18 protein-coding genes and 1 pseudogene are annotated in these 21,225 nt (G+C 54.7%); 12 read left to right on the forward strand and 7 right to left on the reverse strand.

Annotation, left to right across the window (positions count from 1 at the left end):
• Positions 1–132 precede the first annotated feature (132 nt).
• Both HV213_RS28810 and metF read right to left on the reverse strand, forming a co-directional pair.
• Positions 133–1,038: a DMT family transporter gene (locus tag HV213_RS28810; protein ID WP_181484204.1), complete on the reverse strand. Its 906-nt coding sequence runs from the start codon at positions 1,036–1,038 to the stop codon at positions 133–135.
• Between the two features lie 134 nt (positions 1,039–1,172).
• Positions 1,173–2,060: a methylenetetrahydrofolate reductase gene (gene metF, locus HV213_RS28815; protein ID WP_181484205.1), complete on the reverse strand. Its 888-nt coding sequence runs from the start codon at positions 2,058–2,060 to the stop codon at positions 1,173–1,175.
• Positions 2,061–2,456: 396 nt separating this feature from the next.
• On the opposite strand from metF, the gene HV213_RS28820 reads away from it, so the two are divergent.
• Positions 2,457–3,956 carry a PTS transporter subunit EIIC gene (locus HV213_RS28820; protein ID WP_181484206.1) on the forward strand — a complete coding sequence of 500 codons (1,500 nt, stop codon included), beginning with the start codon at positions 2,457–2,459 and terminating at the stop codon, positions 3,954–3,956.
• A gap of 91 nt (positions 3,957–4,047) precedes the next feature.
• Complete coding sequence (malI, locus tag HV213_RS28825; RefSeq protein WP_110276161.1) at positions 4,048–5,058, forward strand: Mal regulon transcriptional regulator MalI; 1,011 nt, start codon at positions 4,048–4,050, stop codon at positions 5,056–5,058.
• 4 nt (positions 5,059–5,062) lie between these two features.
• Here the strand turns inward: malI and HV213_RS28830 are convergent, their stop codons facing one another.
• Positions 5,063–5,968 (reverse strand): LysR family transcriptional regulator, encoded by a 906-nt coding sequence (locus tag HV213_RS28830; protein WP_181484207.1) that lies wholly within the window; start codon positions 5,966–5,968, stop codon positions 5,063–5,065.
• A gap of 219 nt (positions 5,969–6,187) precedes the next feature.
• Here HV213_RS28830 and HV213_RS28835 point away from each other — a divergent pair, with 219 nt between their 5' ends.
• Complete coding sequence (locus HV213_RS28835) at positions 6,188–6,559, forward strand: carboxymuconolactone decarboxylase family protein (RefSeq protein ID WP_181484208.1); 372 nt, start codon at positions 6,188–6,190, stop codon at positions 6,557–6,559.
• A 37-nt stretch (positions 6,560–6,596) separates the two neighbouring features.
• Here the strand turns inward: HV213_RS28835 and HV213_RS28840 are convergent, their stop codons facing one another.
• Positions 6,597–8,153, reverse strand: coding sequence for a bifunctional metallophosphatase/5'-nucleotidase (locus tag HV213_RS28840; RefSeq protein WP_181484209.1), 1,557 nt, complete (start codon positions 8,151–8,153; stop codon positions 6,597–6,599).
• A 119-nt stretch (positions 8,154–8,272) separates the two neighbouring features.
• On the opposite strand from HV213_RS28840, the pseudogene HV213_RS33630 reads away from it, so the two are divergent.
• A pseudogene (locus HV213_RS33630) lies at positions 8,273–8,464 on the forward strand (cytoplasmic protein); the annotation flags it as partial.
• Between the two features lie 217 nt (positions 8,465–8,681).
• On the opposite strand, the gene HV213_RS28845 reads toward HV213_RS33630, so the two are convergent.
• Positions 8,682–11,114 (reverse strand): bifunctional aspartate kinase/homoserine dehydrogenase II, encoded by a 2,433-nt coding sequence (locus HV213_RS28845; protein WP_181484210.1) that lies wholly within the window; start codon positions 11,112–11,114, stop codon positions 8,682–8,684.
• 2 nt (positions 11,115–11,116) lie between these two features.
• On the reverse strand, positions 11,117–12,277 hold the full coding sequence (gene metB / locus HV213_RS28850; RefSeq protein ID WP_110276157.1) for a cystathionine gamma-synthase: 1,161 nt from the start codon (positions 12,275–12,277) through the stop codon (positions 11,117–11,119).
• A 266-nt stretch (positions 12,278–12,543) separates the two neighbouring features.
• Here metB and metJ point away from each other — a divergent pair, with 266 nt between their 5' ends.
• The 3 genes from metJ to HV213_RS28865 all read left to right on the forward strand — a co-directional run bounded on the left by metJ (position 12,544) and on the right by HV213_RS28865 (position 14,205).
• Complete coding sequence (gene metJ, locus HV213_RS28855) at positions 12,544–12,861, forward strand: met regulon transcriptional regulator MetJ (RefSeq protein WP_004869405.1); 318 nt, start codon at positions 12,544–12,546, stop codon at positions 12,859–12,861.
• A 63-nt stretch (positions 12,862–12,924) separates the two neighbouring features.
• Positions 12,925–13,533, forward strand: coding sequence for a YiiX family permuted papain-like enzyme (locus HV213_RS28860; RefSeq protein ID WP_181484211.1), 609 nt, complete (start codon positions 12,925–12,927; stop codon positions 13,531–13,533).
• Positions 13,534–13,536: 3 nt separating this feature from the next.
• Positions 13,537–14,205, forward strand: a complete 669-nt coding sequence (locus HV213_RS28865; RefSeq protein ID WP_181486521.1) for a TIGR02117 family protein — start codon at positions 13,537–13,539, stop codon at positions 14,203–14,205.
• 46 nt (positions 14,206–14,251) lie between these two features.
• Here the strand turns inward: HV213_RS28865 and rpmE are convergent, their stop codons facing one another.
• The gene (gene rpmE, locus HV213_RS28870) at positions 14,252–14,467 is read right to left on the reverse strand and encodes a 50S ribosomal protein L31 (protein WP_110276155.1); all 216 of its coding nucleotides are present in this window, start codon (positions 14,465–14,467) and stop codon (positions 14,252–14,254) included.
• 241 nt (positions 14,468–14,708) lie between these two features.
• Here rpmE and priA point away from each other — a divergent pair, with 241 nt between their 5' ends.
• The 5 genes from priA (at position 14,709) to hslU (ending at position 21,111) form a co-directional block, all read left to right on the forward strand.
• Positions 14,709–16,904, forward strand: a complete 2,196-nt coding sequence (gene priA, locus HV213_RS28875) for a primosomal protein N' (RefSeq protein WP_181484212.1) — start codon at positions 14,709–14,711, stop codon at positions 16,902–16,904.
• A 150-nt stretch (positions 16,905–17,054) separates the two neighbouring features.
• Positions 17,055–18,083, forward strand: a complete 1,029-nt coding sequence (gene cytR, locus HV213_RS28880; protein ID WP_181484213.1) for a DNA-binding transcriptional regulator CytR — start codon at positions 17,055–17,057, stop codon at positions 18,081–18,083.
• A gap of 91 nt (positions 18,084–18,174) precedes the next feature.
• Positions 18,175–19,146, forward strand: a complete 972-nt coding sequence (ftsN, locus tag HV213_RS28885) for a cell division protein FtsN (RefSeq protein ID WP_181484214.1) — start codon at positions 18,175–18,177, stop codon at positions 19,144–19,146.
• A gap of 90 nt (positions 19,147–19,236) precedes the next feature.
• Positions 19,237–19,767 (forward strand): ATP-dependent protease subunit HslV, encoded by a 531-nt coding sequence (gene hslV / locus HV213_RS28890; protein WP_110276151.1) that lies wholly within the window; start codon positions 19,237–19,239, stop codon positions 19,765–19,767.
• A 9-nt stretch (positions 19,768–19,776) separates the two neighbouring features.
• Positions 19,777–21,111 carry an HslU--HslV peptidase ATPase subunit gene (gene hslU, locus HV213_RS28895; RefSeq protein ID WP_110276150.1) on the forward strand — a complete coding sequence of 445 codons (1,335 nt, stop codon included), beginning with the start codon at positions 19,777–19,779 and terminating at the stop codon, positions 21,109–21,111.
• The last annotated feature ends 114 nt before the right edge of the window (positions 21,112–21,225 follow it).

The raw sequence follows: 21,225 nt of genomic DNA on the forward strand, positions 1-21,225 counted from the left end.
CCGTATTCTTGTCGGGTGGCGGCTAACGCCTTACTTGACCTACAAAACCATTAATATCAGCAGATTATACACACCCCGCAGGCCCGGTAAGGCGCTAGCCGCCACCGGGCAATTCCTGAGACGCACACTTTGTTAGCAATCTGAGACACTCTGTACCTGAACTTCGCGTTTTTTCAGGCTAATAATGGTCAGCGCCAGCACGATAAGCACGATACCTGCGCCTTCCACCAGCCCGGGGTTTTCCCCTAACAGCCACCAGGAAAAAAGTACACCGCAGACCGGCACCGCCAGGGTACTCAACCCCGCGACGCTGGCGGGCAAATTACGCAATACAAACAGCCATAGACACCAGGCCAGCGCTGTCGCCAGAACGGCGCTATATCCCAACGCCCAAAACACGCCGGGTTGCCAGTCAATGCTGCGCTGCGGCACCAGCCACGCCACCGCGCTCATCACCAGCGCGCCATACAACATCTGCCAGGTCGTCAACGCCAGCAAATCAACATGCGGATAGCGGACATACATCCGCTTTACCACAATCGCACTGGCTCCCCAGCTCATCCCGGAGAGGATCGCCAGTAGCGCGCTTTTCATTGATGAAAAATCAAGTTGCCACGGTTGCAGCACCAGCAATAAGCCGCATGCTGCCACCCCAATCGCAGCATACTGCAACCGCCGCATGCGCTCGCCTAAAAACAGCGCCGCCATAATCACCACCCAAAACGGCATGGTATAGCTCAGAATAGCGACCTTCCCGGCACCACCGCTAACTAACGCCCACTGTGCTAACCCCACCATACCGCAGGTCTGCAACAGGGCAATCGCCAGCGTATAGCCAAACGGCGTTGGCTGCATCCCGCGCCCGCGTAGGAACAAAACGATAAGCAGCAAAGCGGCACCCAAAATACAGCGTAGCGCGGTAAAATCGAACGCGCCGATATAGAGCGTCACCTGCTTCATCGCAATCCAGCTGTAGCTCCAGATAAGCGTCAGAATAATCAGGCCGCCGAAGGCCCGCAGGCTGCTGTTCCCTGCCATAGTTATCATCTATCCGTTATGAAGATTTTGCGGGCACTATACTCGCTTTACTGACGGGGCGATAAACCAAAAGCGGCGACGAAGGAGGTTCGTCGCCGCAGAGCAGAGAAAGCGGGGATAAATCTAAATCTTACTTACGCCGGGCGCACGCCCAGGGTGTGGCAAATCGCGTAGCTCATTTCCGCGCGGTTCAGCGTATAGAAGTGGAAATCCTTGACCCCTTCGCGGCTTAAAATCTTCACCATGTCCATGGCGATGTTCGCGCCCACCAACTGACGGGTTTCGGCGTCATTGTCCAGACCTTCGAACATTTTCGACATCCACGTCGGGATCCGCACATTGGTCATATCGGCAAACTTTTTCGCCTGTTTAAAGTTCGAGACCGGCAGAATGCCCGGGATTATTTCCACGTCGATTCCCGCTGAGACGCAGCGGTCGCGAAAACGCAGATAGCTTTCGACATCAAAGAAGAACTGGGTGATCGCGCGGTTTGCACCCGCATCCACTTTACGTTTCAGGTTGAGCAGGTCAGCCTGGGCGCTTTTGGCTTCCGGGTGGACTTCCGGATAGGCCGCAACGGAGATATCAAAATCCCCGACCTCTTTGAGCAGAGTGACCAGATCGGCTGCGTACATATCTGGCTTACCGCTGCCCGGCGGCAGGTCGCCACGCAGAGCAACGATATGGCGGATTCCGCTATCCCAGTAATCCTGGGCAATGGCGCGCAGCTCATCGCGGCTGGCATCAATACAGGTCAGATGCGGCGCGGCTTCCAGACCGGTACGATCCTTAATGCCTTTGATAATACTATGGGTACGGTCACGTTCACCGGAATTGGCACCGTAGGTAACGGAGACAAACTTCGGCTTCAGGCTGCTCAAGCGATCGATGGATTTCCACAGGGTTTGCTCCATTTCACTGGTGCGCGGCGGAAAGAATTCAAAGGACACATTAATCTGACCCTGCACTTCCGCCAGGCTCTGATTCAGGGCTTCCCGCTGATTGGCGTGAAAAAAGCTCATACCTTACCTCATCAATCGCATTTTATTGTTTGTTGTGTTCGCGAACTTCTATACGTTTAGACGTCCAGATGTAAAAATGACGGAAAAGAGCGCAGGCGTCAATAGAAAAATCTGCGTAAAGAGTGAGGAATATTCAGGCAAGTTGAAAAAAGCTCATCTGTTTTCGAGCCGCTTGACCTGCGCCTGTCAACCAGCAGCAGCAAACTCTCAGCAAATTAGGATTTTTTTATCCGCACAATTTTGAAGCACTTCAAATAATCACAATTTCCCCCGATCCGATGATGAAAATGAGGTTGCGATGAAATCAGCCTTGTCCCACGATAAGTATAACGTTCTACTAAAACGTTCTACTTAATAAAAATAACGCAACATTGCGTCTTCATCGGGGGAATCAGCATGGGTCTGATATCAGGGTTCATAAAGTCATTATCAAAATTGTCGATGATTGGCCGGGCATTAATGCTGCCAATCTCACTTCTGCCCGCGGCGGGCTTACTGCTGGCTTTCGGCGATAAATTCCATTTACCGCTGATGATGAACGCAGGCGGGGTCATCTTTGATAACCTCCCGATGCTGTTCGCTATCGGTTCTGCGGTTGGTCTGGCATCGGAATCAGGTATCGCCGCGCTTTCCGCCGCCGTTTCCGTTTTCGTCACCAATATCACCATCGGTACCGTGCTGAGCATTACGCCGGAGATGGCGTCCCAGGGCGGAAAATATGCCATGGTGGTCGGCATCCCCACGCTGCAAATGGGGGTCTTTGGCGGGTTAATTTGCGGCATCCTTGCCGCCTGGTGCTACAACCGCTTCCACTCATTGCAGCTGCCTGAGTTCCTGGGTTTCTTTTCCGGCAAACGTTTTGTGGCAATCGCCACCGCCTTCCTGTCATTTATTCTTGGCCTGCTGCTGCCGTATATCTGGGAGCATATCCAGTCGGGCATCGATGCATTATCGGTAGTCATCAACGGCGATAACCAGGCGGCGTCGACCTTTATCTTTGGTCTTGTTGAACGTGCGCTCATCCCGCTCGGCCTGCACCATATCTGGTATCCCTCTTTCTGGTACTCTTTCGGCGACTTTACAACCCAGAGCGGCCAAATGATCCACGGCGACCAGACTATCTGGTTCAAAATGCTGGAAGAAGGCGTGAAATCGTTCAGTTCCGATAGCTATCAAAACGCCGGTAAATTCATGCAGGGCGAATTCCCGCTGATGCTGTTCGCGCTGCCGGCAGCCTGCCTGGCGATGTACCATGAAGCGCATACCAAAAATAAGAAAATCGCGGCCGGTATTCTCTTTTCCGCCGCCCTGACCTGCTTCCTGACAGGTATTACCGAACCGGTTGAATTCACCTTTATTTTCGTCGCCCCGATTTTGTATGTGTTCAACGCCATCATGGCGGGCCTGTCTTATATGGCCATGTACCTGCTGCACGCACATATCGCCAAGTCGTTTTCTGCCGGGCTTATCGACTACATCTCCTTTGGCATCCTGCCATCGTTGAATGGCTACCAGACCAACTTCCTGAGCGCAGTGTTTGTTGGCGTGCCGATGGCGCTGATTTATTATTTCACCTTCCGTTTCGTCATCCGTCGTTTTGATGTTAAAACACCGGGCAGAACTGAAGTGACCGTGACCGCTGATGACAAAACCGATGCCGAGCTGGCAACGGAGATCATCAACCTGCTCGGCGGCGCGAAAAATATTGATTCTGTCGGTTCCTGCATCACCCGACTTCGCCTGGAAGTTGCCCAGCGAGACGCTGTCGATAAAGATGGCCTGAATGGAATTGGCGCACGCGGGGTGGTATTTGTCGGCGATAATGGCATCCAGGTTATTTTTGGTGCCAGAGCGCAATTTATCGCACAAACCCTGTCGGGGATGATTGGCAAATAATCAGAAGGTGTTATGGTGTGGAAGATCGCCCGTCCCTGGCAGGCGATCTTCTTCTATCTGACTGTCATAAAAGAGTTTTCAGGGAGAGATTTTGAAGAAAGTCAGCATCATTGATGTCGCTAAAATGGCGGGGGTTTCCGTTTCGACGGTATCGTTAGTACTGCGTCAGAAAGGGAAAATATCCGAAGCCACCATTGAAAAAGTCAATGCTGTTATCAACGAACTGGGGTACGTCCATAACGTTGCCGCTGCGAACCTGCGCTCGAATACCTCCAATCTTATCGGCCTGATATTGCGCGATTTCAGCGACAGCTTTTCTATCAAAGTCATGGCCAGCATCGTGCAGGAACTGGAAACCCAGGGTTATATGGTTTTCCTCGGCCAGCCGCGCGACGATAGTGAATATCTCGAACGTTGCTTACTCTCTTTCAAACAGCAGGGCGTCGCAGGGGTGATTTATCTGGCCTCCGACTCCGCCACCTTGCCCACCCCGCTGCTTCAGTACCCGCTTCCGCTGGTTATCGTGTCACAGACGCCGCTGGCAGAAAGTTGCAATCAGGTTGTTCGCGATAACCGCCAGGCGGCGAGCCTTGCCACGCGCTATTTGATCGAACGCGGGCACCGTTACATTGCCTATATTGGCGGTCAGGAAAACGATCTCATCCGCCAGCAGCGCCTGTTGGGTTTTCGCTCCGTGCTGGACAAGTACGACATGACGATGCGCGACGAATTCATGCCGGCATGCAGTAACGATACCCAGGCCGCCAGCGTTGCCACGCGCCAGCTGCTCGAGAAAAACAACGCCATCACCGCGTTGCTCTGCCACTCCCCGGACGCCATGATCGGTTGCCTCAGCGGGATTAACCAGGTGGGGCGAACCGTCGGTAAAGATGTATTCCTTACCCAACAGGTTGCGCTGGTCGGCTTTGAAGACATGATGCACGTGAATTTGACCTCACCCTCCTTTACTTACGTCTCTTCGGCTAGCGAAGAAACCGGGCGTCAGGCGGCAACCCTGATAACGCGGAAGATCAAAGAGCCAACGCTGCAAACGCAGAGCATCACGCTTTCCGGGCAACTGGTGGCGAGAGAATCCGCCTGATGCGCTAGCGAGCCGCCAGGCAGTTATCCAGCAGAGGAAGCCATTTTTGAACGGATTCATGACTGTGCGGGGCGTAAATGACGCCGAGCCCCAGCGGCATCCGCTCTCCTTCATGCAGTTGGCAAAAAACCACGCCCTGGCGCTGAATAGCAGAAAATGACGCCGGCAGCAGGATCATCCCCTCCCCACGCGCAATTCGCGCCAGCAGGACATCATGCTCTGCCGGTTCCTCCACATAGCCCGGCGTATAGCCTGCGCGGTCAAAAATGCGCCGCGTATAGTCAAAAAAGGCCGGATTACGCTCACGCTTAAACCAAAACAGCGGTCGATGATCAAGCGCGCTTAACATGAGATTTGCCCGTTCGGACTCTGGCCAGGATGCAGGCAACGCCGCAATGAGCGGTTCGCGATACGGCAAAGGATGCAGACTCAGCCCCTCGGTATTCAGCGGCAGCGCCACCAGCGCCGCATCAAGCTTACCTTTTCGCACCAGTTGGGCCAGGGCCGGTGATGATTGCCGGGTGATATGCAAAGCGCTCGAATAATCACTCAGTGCGGACTCTACTGCGGCAAAAATACCTTGCTCAAAGGCCGTCGTTAGCCCCAGACGCAGGGGCTGATGCGAATATTCAGAGAGCTGGCCCAGCGCGGCCAGAGTGCGATCCTGAAGATCCAGCAGCGGCTGAATAATGTCCAGCACCCGCCGCCCCTCATCGGTAAGAATCAGGCCTTTGGTGTGACGCAAAAACAACGTCACCCCCAGCTGCGTTTCCAGATGGCGGATATGACGGCTTAGCGGCGGCTGCGAAATAAATAGCCGCTGCGCCGCCCGACTGATGTTGTTCTCCTGTGCGACGACGGCAAAGTAGCGCAGCAGGCGAATATCCAGAGTGTGTATACACATAATCATTCAAGATACATCGAGGCGGCAAGCGAATGAATCCCCAGTCACGTACAAGTAGTACGTGACTGGGGTGAATGAACGCAGCCAACAAAGAGGCAGCTTGAAGGATGAAGTGTATAAACGTGAATTTGTCATACTGAAAAGGTATCACGAAAAGGGTATTACTCAAGCCCGGCAAACTCCCCTAACCTTCCTCACAACGCATAATCACCATGAGGAAAGAACATGACCAGCGTTCGTTTTACCACCGGACTTGAGATGCTGCAGCGCGTGGATGGCAAAGGCGGCGATGCCGTCGTTAACAGCCTGAAAGATATCGCCCCCGATTTTTCCCGCTATCTGATCGAGTTTCCCTTCGGCGACATTTACGCCAGGCCGGGGCTTGATTTACGTAGCCGGGAAATCGCCACCATCGCCGCACTAACGGCCCTCGGCAACGCCGCACCGCAGCTAAAAGTACATATTGCCGCCGGATTAAATGTCGGCCTGACGCAAGAAGAAATCACGGAAGTCATAATGCAGATGGCAGTCTATGCCGGGTTCCCGGCGGCCCTGAATGGCCTGTTTGCCGCCAAAGAGGTTTTCGCGACGCACTGATCGTTTCAGGCCGGGCTAACCGCCCGGCCTGAGGTTCTTATTTCTTCACATCGACGATGCGCATACCGTTAAGCTGTTCATCTGTTATCTTATTTCCGGCTTTGAAGTAATCCACGACCGCATTTGAAACGTAGTAGCCGCCAGAAGTATTACGCGCCTGCCCTTGGGTAAACGCAGCAAATCCATCGCCACCATCGGCAAGGAAGCTATTGGTAGCAATATGATAAACCGCCGCATCCTCAACCGGTTTGCCGTTTAACATGAATGATACAACGCGCTGACCTACCGGTTTGCTGCTGTCGTAGTGCATTTCCAGACCTTTAGAGACCTGCAGTACGCCGTTGCTCAACCCTGCACCGTGTTCCATCAGGTTACGCAGTTGCTTCCCGCTCAGATTCATCGTCACCAGCTCATTAGGGAATGGGAAGGTGCTGATAACAGCCCCCATGCTTACCGCTCCGGCAGGAATTTCATTACGAATACCACCCGAGTTAGTTAACGCCAGCTGCGTTTCCTTACCTGCCGCCTGCATCAATGCATCTGCGGCAAGATTGCCCAGCGGCGAAGAGACGCCATAAGCACGGGTCAGTTCGACGGGCGACTGAGTAATAACCTGCTGCACCACCTGATCCAGTTTCTTATTCCAGCCATCAATGACCTGCTTCGTCTGCGGGTCGGGCTGCCACTCATCGGCATAAATGGTTTTCAGCTCGAAGCTCTTCACCGCAAACTGATGCGGCTTCTCCTGATAATCCAGCACCAGCTTACCGACGTCGATGCCGCCGCTATCGGTGGAGAGGATCAGCGTATTGCCGACCTTGATCGGTTCTGGCGTCCCTACATGAGCGTGGCCGGTGATCAAAACGTCCAGCCCTTTTACCTGACCTGCGGTCTGAATATCTTTATCCAGCGCACGGCGCACATCGGTGCCACCCTGGCTCGACTGACGCGCCGGAACGCCTTCATGAATCAGCGCAACGGTCAGATCCACTTTTCCCTTAAGTTCATCGATATAGTGTTGCAACCATTTAATCTCATCGCGCGCTTCAATACCGACCCGCGTCGCGGCGGACACCGTATCATCAAAGGCAAAAACGCCGTGCAGGCCAATCACGCCGATTTTCACGCCATCTTTTTCGATAATGGTATACGGTTTATCCCAGAACGATTTTTGACTGTTTTGATAAAAAATATTGCCCTGCACAATCGGGAATTTGGCCTGGCTAAGTTGTAAAAGCGTATTGTCCCAGCCGTGATCGAATTCATGATTACCGATGGTTGCCGCATCATAGGGCATGGTATTCATAATATCGATAATCGCTTTGCCTTTGGTCAGGCTGCTGATATAGGGGCCGGTAAAATAATCTCCAGCATCAAAAAACCAGGTCGCGCTATTTTTTGCTTTTTCTTGTTTCACCATCGTCGTGATATTCGCCCAACCGCCAATATCCCGTTTACCGTCTGCAATCCACGGCACTTTATAGGGTTCAACATGGGCATGAAGGTCGTTGGTATAAATAATGGTGACATCTTTGGCGCATGCCCAGAAAGGCAAAGTCAGCAGGATGGCGGCGCTAATTGTTTTTAATTTCATCGGAGTTCCTTTCAGAAGTAAAGAACCGCTAAGTTACGTTCTGAAAGACTTTTTTATGTGAGTGCTCTCACATCTCAATACCACACGAGCACGGCAGAATTAACGACCTGTAAAAATCGTTGGTATTCGCCTGCAAAACGTTCGGCTGCCGCAACTTGGGTCTGGCGAATTCCACCGACTACCATTATCCGGACTATCGGCTGGGTTATCCGGCACTCTGCTGCGAAGCCTGCGGCAGCTACCCGCCTTTATTTAATGATGCGGAATTCGGATTCTGGTTATCGGCTTATTTGACGGCGTATGCCCACGAGGTCCCTTTTCAGGGAAAGCACGCAGGGGAAAATCGAAAGATGGTTTGCTCTCTGGCTCATTCCCGGAGAGAAAAGCAAACGATACCCGCGCTGACGGCCAGCCGACGTTTCACGAAATGGCTGGAAAAGAGACCAGAATTCACGCAAAGCGCCCTGTTTTCCGCAGGGCGGGTGACGCAAATACTGGCCTCACTGGCTCAGAAGTATAACGCGGCGCTTACAGCAGCTGCGCCAGACGATTGATATCGGACTGAATCGCCCCGGCGGTCACATCACGACCGGCGCCTGGCCCACGGATCACCAGCGGATTATCACGATACCAGCGGCTCTCAATAGCAAAGACGTTATCACACGGCAGCAGTGCCGCCAGCGGATGCTCTTCGCGCACCGCTTCAACGCCGACACGGGCTTTACCATTAGCGTCGAAACGCGCGACATAACGCAGCACCAGGCCCATTTCACGCGCTGCTTCCAGACGCTGTAGCATCTGCTCGTTCAGCTCTTCGCCATTCTCAAAGAAGTGATCGACGGAGCCCTCTTCGCAGTGGGCTGGTACCAGCGACTCCACGCGCACCTGATCCGGCTCGATGTTGTAACCGGCTTCACGCGCCAGAATCACCAGCTTACGCATCACGTCTTTCCCTGAAAGATCCACGCGCGGATCGGGCTCGGTCAGCCCCTGCTGCCAGGCCTGATCGACAAGGTCGGTGAACGGCACGGTGCCGTCAAATTGCAGGAACAACCACGAAAGCGTGCCGGAGAAAATGCCGCTCAGCGCCAGGATATTATCGCCGCTATCAATCAGATCGCGCACCGTGTGGTTGACCGGCAGCCCGGCACCGACGGTGGCGTTGTACAACCAATGACGGCCCGTTTTCTCAAACGCGTCATGAATCTGCCGATATTTACTGCTGCTACTGGCACCCGCCAGCTTATTGGCGCTAATAACGTGGAAGCCATGGCTGGCGAAATCGAGGTACTGATCGGCCAGTTGCTCGCTGGCGGTCACGTCCAGCACCACTAAATCATCGTACGGATGCGCACGCATCCACAGGAACAGCGACTCTTCATCCTGTTCAACGGCTTCATCATTAAAGAAAGCCAGCGCGCGACTGGCGTCCAGGCCTTCATAATTGAGCAAGCTGCGGCGGCTATCCACTACCCCGGCGAGAATAAACTCGAAACCGGTGCGAGCGGAGAGCGTAGTCTGCTCGCGGGCAAACAGCTCCAGCCAGCGGGAACCGATATTGCCTTTACCAAACAGCACCAGACCAATGCGCTTTTCCGCACGGAACAGCGACTGATGCAGGCCCTGAATCAGGCTTTCGGTTGGTCCGGCACGCAGCACCGCGACCAGGCTGATGCCCTCTTCAGATTGCCAGGTAAACTCCACTGGCTGGCCTTTGAGCTGCTGCCAGAAACGGTGGCAGTGCAGCGGATTACGGGTCACGCCAGCACCAACCATCGCCACCAGCGCCAGCTTCTGGCGCAGGCGCAGTTCGCCCGGCAGCCCCGCTTCATCCAGCAGCTTAAGCGCGCTATCGGCCACTTCAGAGGTGTAGCAGAACTGCAGCAGCTTACGGTCGGCGTGTACACCCACCGCCAGCGGGCGCAGCTGGGCGCGTTTTAAAATCGCATCCAGATCTTTATGCGCCAATTTGAAATCCTGGCCGCCGGGCACCTGAAACTCAATCAGGCAGACATCATCATGACTGGTGACAATCCGCGCCCCGGTGCCGGAAGCCAGCACGCGTTCGATACGCGTAGAGCCTTGATCCGGCGTATAGCTACAGCGTAATTGTAAATCGATATCGCTGCCGGATACCGGCTGTAATGTACGGGCATGCAGCACCGGCGCCGCCAGACGGGCCAGTTCGCTGGCCTCATCAAGGCGCAGCAGCGGCAGCAGGCAGGCATCTTTCACCTTACGCGGGTCAGCACTGTAGACCCCGGCCACGTCGCTCCAGATAGTGACGCGAGTCGCCCCGGCCAGCGCGCCGATTTGGGTAGCGGAATAGTCGGAGCCGTTACGCCCCAGCAGCACGGTTTCCCCGGCGTTGTTACGCGAGATAAAGCCGGTCACCACCAGACGTTTGTTCGGATGCTGCGCCATCAGCTGCTGTAAAAGCGGATAAGATAAACCTTCATCCACCTGCGGCTGCGCGGAGCGTTCGGCGCGTAAGAAACTGCGCGCATCCAGCCATGCGGCTTCCACGCCGAGATGATTCAGCACCGCCGCCATCAGGCGAGCTGACCAGACTTCGCCGTGGCCGACGACTTCGGCATATATCGCGTCCGTCACGCCGCTATCAAGCAGCCCGGCCAGGCGCTCAAGATCGTGAATAAACGTGGCGATCAGCGCGTCGGCAGCGTCTGCCGACAGCAGCCCGGAAATCAGCTCCGTCTGGTAACGACGAAGCGACTGTTGCACTTGATGCGCAGAGAGACGATCGGTTTGGCTGAGCTTCAGCCAGCTGATCAACTGGTTGGTGGTACTGCCGGCGGCGGACACGACCATCATATCGCCCACCTGCGAATACTCCGTCATGATCCCCGCGACGCGCAGGTAACATTTCGCATCCGCTAAACTACTCCCACCAAATTTGTGCAGTTGACGACCTTTCGCCCCTGCCTGCGCAATCACACTCATGTTTATTCCTCGTTTGCTGCCCGGAAGCCATTTTCCAGGTCGGCAATTAAATCTTCACCATCTTCAATACCGGTCGAAATACGCAGAAGCGTCTCTGAGATCCCCGCCGCCGCACGCGCCTCAGGCGCCATGCCCGCGTGGGTCATCGTCGCCGCATGGGAAATCAGACTTTCTACGCCCCCCAGCGATTCCGCCAGCGTAAACAGCGATAATCCGCTCAGGAAACGACGCAGCGTCTGCTCATCGCCATCCAGCTCGAAGCTTAGCATCGCGCCAAAACCTTTTTGCTGACGCGCCGCAATCTCATGCCCCTGGTTTTCCGGCAAGGACGGATGGTACAGTTTTTTCACCAGCGGTTGGGTTTGCAGATAATCGACAATCGCCTGCGCATTGCGCTGCGCCACTTCCATACGCGGAGAGAGCGTACGTAAACCGCGCAGCAGCAGGTAGCTATCAAATGCGCCGCCGGTGACGCCGATATTATTCGCCCACCATGCCAGTTCGGTGACAATCGCCGGATCTTTAGCGATAACCACCCCGGCCACCACATCAGAGTGACCGTTCAAATATTTGGTGCATGAATGCAACACCAGATCGGCACCCAGCGCCAGCGGATTCTGCAATGCCGGGCTCAGGAAGGTGTTATCCACTACGCTCACCGCACCAGCCTCACGCGCCAGCCCGCAGATTTTCGCAATATCCACAACTCTCAGCAATGGATTACTTGGGCTTTCGACCAGAACCAGCTTGGGTTTTTCCGCCAGCGCGGCGCTCAACGCCTGCTCGTCATTCTGATCGACAAACAGCACGCGATAACAACCCCGTTTCGCCAGGCTATCAAACAGACGATAGCTGCCGCCGTAACAGTCGTGCGGCGCCACCAGCACATCGCCTGGTTTCAGGAATACCGTGGTGACCAGCAGAATCGCCGACATCCCGGTATTGGTGAGAACAGCCCCCGCGCCGCCCTCTAGCTCTGCCAGCGCACGCTGCACCACATCACGGGTCGGGTTACCGCGACGAGAATAGTCGTGAGCGCGAGGTTCGTTAAATCCGGTGAAGTTATAGGTGCTGGAGAGGTGAATCGGCGGGACAACGCAACCGTACTGCTCGTCGTCATTTAAACCGCTACGCACTGCGATGGTGGCCTGTTTACGCGTCATGTTGGGGAGTTCCTGGCTGAATCGGTGAAAAGTCAGGCTTCAGAGTAAACATAGTTATAATAGACGTCAATACATCTGGACATCTAAACTTCTTTGCGTATAGATTGAGCAAACAGGAAATAGCCGTTAAAATTATATGCATTAGCGCACATCCGTAGCGGCTTGTTTGGTGTCAGACGCGCCCCTCTACGGTAAACTACGCGCAATTATGGCCTGAACTCGCGTTCCTGGCCCTTAACTAATGAATAGAGGATTAAAGGTAACTCATGGCTGAATGGAGCGGCGAATATATCAGCCCATACGCTGAGCACGGTAAGAAGAGTGAACAAGTAAAGAAAATTACGGTTTCCATTCCTCTGAAGGTGTTAAAAATCCTCACCGATGAACGCACGCGTCGTCAGGTGAACAACCTGCGTCACGCTACCAACAGCGAACTGCTGTGTGAAGCGTTCCTGCATGCCTTTACCGGTCAACCGTTGCCTAACGATGAAGACCTGCGTAAAGAGCGCAGCGATGAAATCCCGGAAGCGGCGAAACAGATTATGCGTGAAATGGGTATCGACCCGGATACGTGGGAATACTAAATCACTGAGAGCGGCCAGGGAAACCAGCCGCTCTTTTTATATGTATAACAAGGACGTTATGCCATGAAGTATTGTGTTCTGGCGCTTAGCCTGGCGTTGACCTTCTCCGCGCATGCCTGGGAACCGCAGACCGGCGATATCGTTTTTCAAATCTCCCGGTCATCACAAAGCAAAGCTATCCAGCTGGCGACTCATTCCGATTACAGCCACACCGGCATGGTCGTGATTCGCAATAAAAAACCCTACGTCTTTGAAGCCGTTGGGCCGGTGGTTTACACGCCGCTGCAAAAGTGGGTCGCGCAGGGTGAGGACAGCAAATACGTCGTCCGACGCGTGCGCGGTGGGCTTACCGCTACGCAGCAAAAACAGCTGGCGCAAACGGCAAAACGCTACCTCGGTCAACCTTACGATCTCTTCTTCTCATGGAGCGACGAGCGTCAGTACTGCTCCGAGGTCGTGTGGAAGGTGTATCACCGCGCCCTGGCGCTACAGGTGGGTAAACTGCAAAAGCTGAGTGAGTTCGATCTCAGCTCCCCGGCCGTTCGCGCCAAACTCAAAGAACGTTATGGTCAGAATATCCCGCTGAACGAAACCGTGATCTCGCCGCAGGCGCTATTTGACGCCCCGCAACTGGAAACCGTAGAAAAAAACTGGCCGCTGTTCTCCTGGTAACCGATCACGAAAAACCTGTTCATCGCATGGGTGTGCTTTCTACTGTATGGCTGCGCCACCTACCCGCAGGCCATCAAACCCACGACAGAAAAACCGTCTCTCGGGCCAGAAATCTATATCGTCAATCACGGCTGGCATACAGGAATTATCCTGTCTGCCGACGACGTAAACACGATTCTGCCGCAGCTTAAAACGCGTTTCCCCCAAGAGGTACAATGGTATGAAATCGGCTGGGGCGATAAGGGCTTTTACCAGTCTCAGGAGATAACCAGCCGGCTTACGCTCCAGGCGATGTTCTGGTCATCCGGTGCGGTGATGCACGTTGTCGCCTTTTCCGGGACGCCCGAGCGCTATTTTTCCGGCAGCACGATGGCTGAATTAAGCCTGAGCGCAAGCCAGAACAGCAGTCTACTGCGCTACATTGGCCGCAGCTTTTCCCGCGATGAAACAGGCAAGCTGATACCGTTAAAAAAAGGGATCTACGGCGACAGCCAGTTTTACGCGGCAAATGGCCGTTATGGGATACTCAATACCTGTAATAAATGGACGGCAAAGGGGCTGGAAAGCGCGGGGATGACGATTAATCCCTCGCTAAAACTGACGGCGGGAAGCGTGATGAAGGCCGTGGAGAAGAATAAAGGTTGTCTGAATTTGTACTGCTATCCTCTGTAAAACAGAGACAAAAAAGCCGCCCTGAGGCGGCTTCTTCTTCAGCAAATTACTTGCTGGTACCCGGCACGCTGAAACGCTTGTTGAAGCGGTCAACACGGCCACCGGTAGCAACATCACGCTGTTTGCCGGTGTAGAACGGGTGGCATTTACCGCACACGTCGAGGTTCAGGTCGTGACCTACGGTAGAACGGATTTTTATGACGTTACCGCAAGAGCAGTTTGCAGTAACTTCGTCGTATTTCGGATGAATATCTTTTTTCATGGGAGAACCTCAGTTAAGGCCGCGTCGCTCTTCCAGCCCTAACGCCAGACACCACGCGATGTTAATAATTTCCCGTCGCTATTCCGCTATGCGAAATCCCCGGGTAATAGATTTTGATGCTGCACAAAGCACATCAAAGGCGGCGAATCATACAGAATTTGACCAGCATATGCAAACTGATCCGCGAGCCCTTATCACAATGTGTATACTAACCCGCCAGATTTCAAGTCAGGAAGATTAAATGCCCGTCGCTCACGTTGCCCTGCCCGTTCCGCTGCCCCGCACTTTTGACTATTTGCTGCCTGACGGTATGCCGGTCAAAGCGGGCTGTCGCGTGCGCGTCCCGTTCGGCAAGCAGGAGCGCATCGGCATCGTAACGGCGATCAGCGAGCGCAGCGAATTACCGCTCAATGAGCTCAAACCGGTTGCTGAAGTCCTCGACGCCGAGCCCGTCTTCTCCTCTTCCGTCTGGCGACTGCTGCTGTGGGCAGTGGATTACTATCATCATCCGATTGGCGATGTGTTATTCCACGCGCTACCGATCATGTTGCGCCAGGGGAAACCCGCCAGCGCGACGCCGATGTGGTACTGGTTTGCCACCGAGCAAGGGCAAGCGGTTGATATCAATAGTCTTAAACGCTCACCAAAACAACAGCAGGCGCTGGCAGCACTGCGTCAGGGGAAAATCTGGCGTCATCAGGTTGCCGAGCTGGAATTTAACGACGCCGCGCTACAGGCGCTGCGGGGTAAAGGTCTTACTGAGCTGGCCAGCGAAGCGCCTGGTATCACCGACTGGCGAACAAGCTTCTCGGTACCCGGCGAGCGCCTGCGCCTCAATACTGAACAAGCGACCGCCGTTGGCGCGATTCACAGCGCCTCAGACAGCTTTTCCGCCTGGCTGCTGGCCGGGATCACCGGGTCCGGGAAAACGGAAGTTTATCTGAGCGTTCTGGAAAACGTGCTGGCGCAGGGTCGCCAGGCGCTGGTGATGGTGCCGGAAATCGGCCTGACGCCGCAGACTATCGCCCGTTTCCGCCACCGTTTTAACGCTCCGGTAGAAGTGCTGCACTCAGGTCTTAACGACAGCGAGCGTCTTTCGGCGTGGCTAAAAGCCAAAAACGGCGAAGCGGCGATTGTGATCGGCACCCGTTCGTCGCTGTTCACCCCATTCAAAGACCTTGGGGTGATCGTTATCGACGAAGAGCACGACAGTTCTTACAAACAACAGGAAGGCTGGCGCTACCACGCTCGCGATCTGGCGGTCTGGCGCGCACATAGCGAGCAGATCCCGATTATTCTTGGTTCGGCGACCCCGGCGCTGGAAACGCTTTATAACGTTCGTCAGGGCAAGTATCACCAGTTGAAGCTAACCAAACGCGCGGGTAATGCGCGCCCGGCCCAACAACATGTTCTGGATTTAAAAGGGCAGCAGCTCCAGGCCGGGCTTTCTCCGGCGCTGATCGGCCGCATGCGTCAGCATCTGCAGGCCGATAACCAGGTGATTCTATTTTTAAATCGCCGCGGCTTCGCGCCTGCACTACTGTGTCACGACTGCGGCTGGATTGCGGAATGCCCACGCTGCGACAGCTACTACACACTGCATCAGGCCCAGCATCATCTGCGCTGTCACCACTGCGACAGCCAAAGGCCGATTCCACGCCAGTGCCCCTCCTGCGGCTCAACGCACCTGGTACCAGTGGGGCTTGGAACCGAGCAGCTTGAGCAAGCGCTGGCACCGATGTTTCCCGATGTGCCGATTTCCCGTATCGACAGGGATACCACCAGCCGTAAAGGCGCGCTCGAACAATACCTTGCAGATGTTAATCGCGGCGGCGCGCGCATTCTTATCGGTACCCAAATGCTGGCGAAGGGCCATCATTTTCCGGATGTCACCCTGGTCTCTCTATTGGACGTTGACGGAGCGCTGTTTTCCGCTGATTTCCGCTCAGCGGAGCGTTTTGCTCAGCTCTATACGCAGGTTTCGGGACGCGCAGGCCGCGCTGGTAAGCAGGGTGAAGTGATCCTTCAAACTCATCACCCGGAGCACCCACTGCTGCAAACGCTGCTCTATAAAGGATACGACGCGTTTGCCGAGCAGGCGCTAGCGGAGCGGCAGAGTATGCAACTGCCGCCATGGACCAGCCACGTTCTGATTCGCGCGGAAGATCATAATAATCAGCAAGCGCCGCTATTTTTACAGCAGTTGCGTAACCTGCTACAGGCCAGCCCGCTGGCTGACGATAAGCTCTGGGTGCTCGGCCCGGTCCCGGCGCTGGCACCGAAGCGCGGAGGCCGCTGGCGCTGGCAGATTCTGCTCCAGCATCCGTCACGCATTCGTCTGCAGCACATCGTCAGCGGGACCCTGGCGTTGATTAATACCTTACCGGAAGCGCGCAAAGTGAAGTGGGTCCTGGATGTCGATCCTATTGAAGGTTAAAGCTTCTCTTGCGAGGCGGATCGAAAAATTCAACCGCCGTCACGTTTTTCATGAAAATTCTGTAACTCTCTGGATGTACTATCTGTTAAAAATGTTGCTGATGTCAGAACGCAAGGGATGTGTCTGCGCCAGTCAGCGAGGAGAAAACAGGTGAAGCCCAAAAAACAGGTGGTTGCCGCCACGATGAAAGACGTTGCCGAGAAGGCAAACGTCTCTACGGCAACTGTATCCCGAGCGTTAATGAACCCCGATAAGGTTTCGCAGAGCACCCGTAACCGGGTAGAACAGGCGGCGCTTGAAGTCGGCTATTTACCACAATCGCTCGGGCGCAACATGAAGCGCAATGAGTCGCGCACTATCCTGGTGATTGTGCCGGATATTTGCGATCCCTTTTTTAGCGAGATCATTCGCGGCATCGAAGTCACCGCTGCGGAACAAGAGTATCTGGTGCTGATTGGCGATTGCGCTCATCAGAACCGTCAGGAAAAAACCTTTATCGATCTGATTATTACCAAGCAGATCGACGGTATGCTGCTGCTGGGTTCGCGCCTGCCCTTCGATGCGGGTGTAGAAGAACAGCGCAATCTGCCGCCGATGGTGATGGCTAATGAGTTTGCTCCTGAGCTGGAGCTACCGACAGTGCATATCGATAACCTTACCGCCGCGTTCAACGCCGTTAACTATCTGCAGGAACTGGGGCACCACCGCATTGGCTGTATCGCCGGTCCGGAAGAGATGCCGCTTTGCCATTACCGCCTGCAAGGCTACGTCCAGGCGCTGCGGCGCAGCGGAATGACAGTCGATCCACACTATATCGCTCGTGGTAATTTTACCTATGAAGCCGGAGCCAACGCGCTGGAACAGCTTCTGGCATTACCAGTACCGCCAACGGCCGTCTTCTGCCATAGCGATATTATGGCGTTGGGCGCACTCTCGCTGGCGAAACGTCGCGGGCTGAAAGTTCCTGACGATCTGTCTATTATTGGCTTTGATAACATCTCTTTGTCTGAATTTTGCGATCCGCCATTGACGACCGTCGCGCAACCGCGTTTTGATATTGGCCGCGAAGCGATGCTGCTTTTGCTGGATCAGTTGCACGGGCACAACGTCAGCAGCGGTTCTCGATTACTCGACTGCGAGCTCATCGTTCGCGGCAGTACGCGCAAAATCCGAACATAACCATCAGGCTTTCGGGCCTGCTCTTCTGGTCAAAGGCCCGCCGCTTAAGTAACATGGCGGGCTGAAAAACGAATAAGACAGCGAAACGATAGTGGCACAACGAGATTATGTACGCCGCAGCCAACCGGCTTCTTCGCGGCGCAAAAAGAGCAATCCCCGAAGCTCAAGGAACAAGCAAAGCGGCTTTTCAGCGGTTTCGCCCACTATGGTTGCGATCGCGGCGGCAGTGCTGGTGGCTTTTATCGGTGGACTGTACTTCATCACGCACCACAAAAAAGAAGAAGCTGAAGCGCTGCAAAATCGCCAGGCAACAGGTAACGGTTTACCGCCGAAGCCGGAAGAACGCTGGCGCTATATTAAAGAGCTGGAAAGTCGCCAGCCTGGCGTTCGTGCGCCTACTGAACCGACAGCTGGCGGTGAAGTCATGAAGCCGGAACAGCTGACTAACGAACAGCGCCAGCTGCTGGCGCAAATGCAGGCCGATATGCGTCAGCAGCCCACGCAGCTGACCGAAGTGCCGTGGAATGAACAAACCCCGGCGCAGCGCCAGCAAACGCTGCAGCGTCAACGTCTGGCTCAGCAGCAGGTGCAACAACAGCAGTTAGCACAGACCCAACAGCAAACTCAGGTTCAGCAGCCGCGAACTCAGCCACGAGTTGTGGAGCAACCCAAACAGGTACAGCAGCCGAAGCAAACCGCGTCAACCCAGCAGCCGTATCAGGATTTGCTGCAAACGCCAGCGCATACCAATACCGCGCAGCCTAAAACGCAGGCTGCCGCACCGGTGACCCGCGTCGAGGAAGCACCGAAAACTGCCGCGACGGAGAAAAAAGACGATCGCAGTTGGATGATTCAGTGCGGGTCCTTTAAAGGCGCTGAGCAGGCGGAAACCGTTCGCGCGCAGCTGGCATTTGAAGGCTTTTCCTCGCACATCACCACCAATAACGGCTGGAACCGGGTAGTGATCGGGCCACTGAAAGGCAAAGACAACGCCAGCAACATGATTGAACGCCTGAAGATGGCCGGACACGCAAACTGCATTCGTCTCGCCGCCAGGGGTTGAAACCCTCAAAATCCCCCCCATTTATAATTGCATTCTGCCCCGCGTAAACGCGGGGCCTCTATTCCGCTTTTGCAACCAAGGGGTCTGCTCGTGACTACAATTGTAAGTGTTCGCCGTAACGGCCATGTCGTTATTGCCGGTGATGGCCAGGCTACACTGGGCAACACCGTAATGAAGGGCAACGTGAAGAAAGTTCGCCGTCTGTACAACGACAAAGTGATCGCAGGCTTTGCTGGCGGCACCGCTGACGCCTTCACCCTATTCGAACTGTTTGAACGTAAGCTCGAAATGCATCAAGGCCACCTGGTGAAAGCCGCCGTTGAACTGGCGAAAGACTGGCGTACCGATCGCATGCTGCGCAAACTGGAGGCGCTTCTGGCCGTGGCTGACGAAAACTCATCGCTTATCATCACCGGTAATGGTGACGTTGTGCAGCCAGAAAACGACCTGATTGCTATCGGCTCCGGCGGTCCTTACGCCCAGGCCGCAGCCCGCGCCCTGCTGGAAAATACCGAACTGGGCGCACGCGATATCGCAGAGAAAGCGTTGAATATTGCAGGTGATATCTGCATATATACCAACCACTTCCATACCATCGAAGAATTGACCTCCAAAGCGTAAGGATCTCCCATGTCTGAAATGACCCCACGCGAAATTGTCAGCGAACTGGACAAACACATTATCGGCCAGGACGCAGCCAAGCGCTCCGTCGCCATCGCTCTGCGTAACCGCTGGCGTCGTATGCAGCTTAACGAAGAGCTGCGCCACGAAGTCACGCCGAAAAACATTCTGATGATCGGCCCAACCGGCGTCGGTAAAACCGAAATCGCCCGTCGTCTGGCAAAACTGGCCAACGCGCCGTTCATCAAGGTTGAAGCAACTAAATTCACCGAAGTAGGCTATGTTGGTAAAGAAGTGGATTCGATTATCCGCGATCTGACCGATGCAGCGATCAAAATGGTTCGCATGCAGTCCATCGATAAAAACCGCTACCGTGCAGAAGAGCTGGCGGAAGAGCGCATCCTTGATGTGCTGATCCCACCGGCAAAAAACAACTGGGGCCAGGCTGAACAGCCTCAGGAACCTTCTGCCGCGCGCCAGTCTTTCCGCAAAAAACTGCGCGAAGGGCAGCTCGACGACAAAGAGATTGAAATCGATCTTGCGGCTGCGCCGATGGGCGTTGAAATCATGTCCCCTCCGGGCATGGAAGAGATGACCAGCCAGCTGCAATCAATGTTCCAGAATCTGGGCGGCCAGAAGCAAAAACCGCGTAAGCTGAAAATCAAAGATGCGATGAAGCTGTTGATTGAAGAAGAAGCGGCGAAGCTGGTAAATCCGGAAGAGCTGAAGCAGGATGCTATCGATGCGGTTGAGCAGCACGGTATCGTGTTTATCGACGAAATCGACAAAATCTGTAAACGTGGCGGCAACTCTTCAGGCCCTGACGTTTCACGCGAAGGCGTACAGCGCGACCTGCTGCCGCTGGTTGAAGGCTGCACCGTCTCCACCAAGCACGGGATGGTGAAAACTGACCACATTCTGTTTATCGCCTCCGGCGCGTTCCAGGTGGCCAGCCCGTCTGACCTGATCCCAGAGTTGCAGGGTCGTCTGCCGATTCGCGTTGAGCTGAAAGCACTGACCACCCATGACTTCGAGCGCATCCTGACTGAGCCGAATGCCTCTATCACCGTGCAGTATAAAGCGCTGATGGCGACTGAAGGCGTTAATATCGAGTTCACGGAAGATGGCATCAAACGCATTGCTCAGGCCGCCTGGCAGGTCAACGAAACCACTGAGAACATCGGTGCCCGTCGCCTGCATACCGTACTGGAGCGTCTGATCGAAGATATCTCATACGACGCCAGCGAAATGAACGGTCAAAGCGTGACTATCGATGCAGAATATGTCGGTAAACATCTGGATGTTCTGGTGGCAGATGAAGATCTGAGTCGTTTTATCCTATAATCCGGTTCAATATATTTTCATCACTATAGATGGGGCTATAGATACCCAAAATAATTCGAGTTGCAGGCAGGCGGCAAAGGAATGAATCCCCAGGAGCGTACATAAGTACGTAAC

This window comes from Klebsiella sp. RHBSTW-00484 (assembly GCF_013705725.1).
In the GTDB taxonomy this organism is placed as follows: domain Bacteria; phylum Pseudomonadota; class Gammaproteobacteria; order Enterobacterales; family Enterobacteriaceae; genus Klebsiella.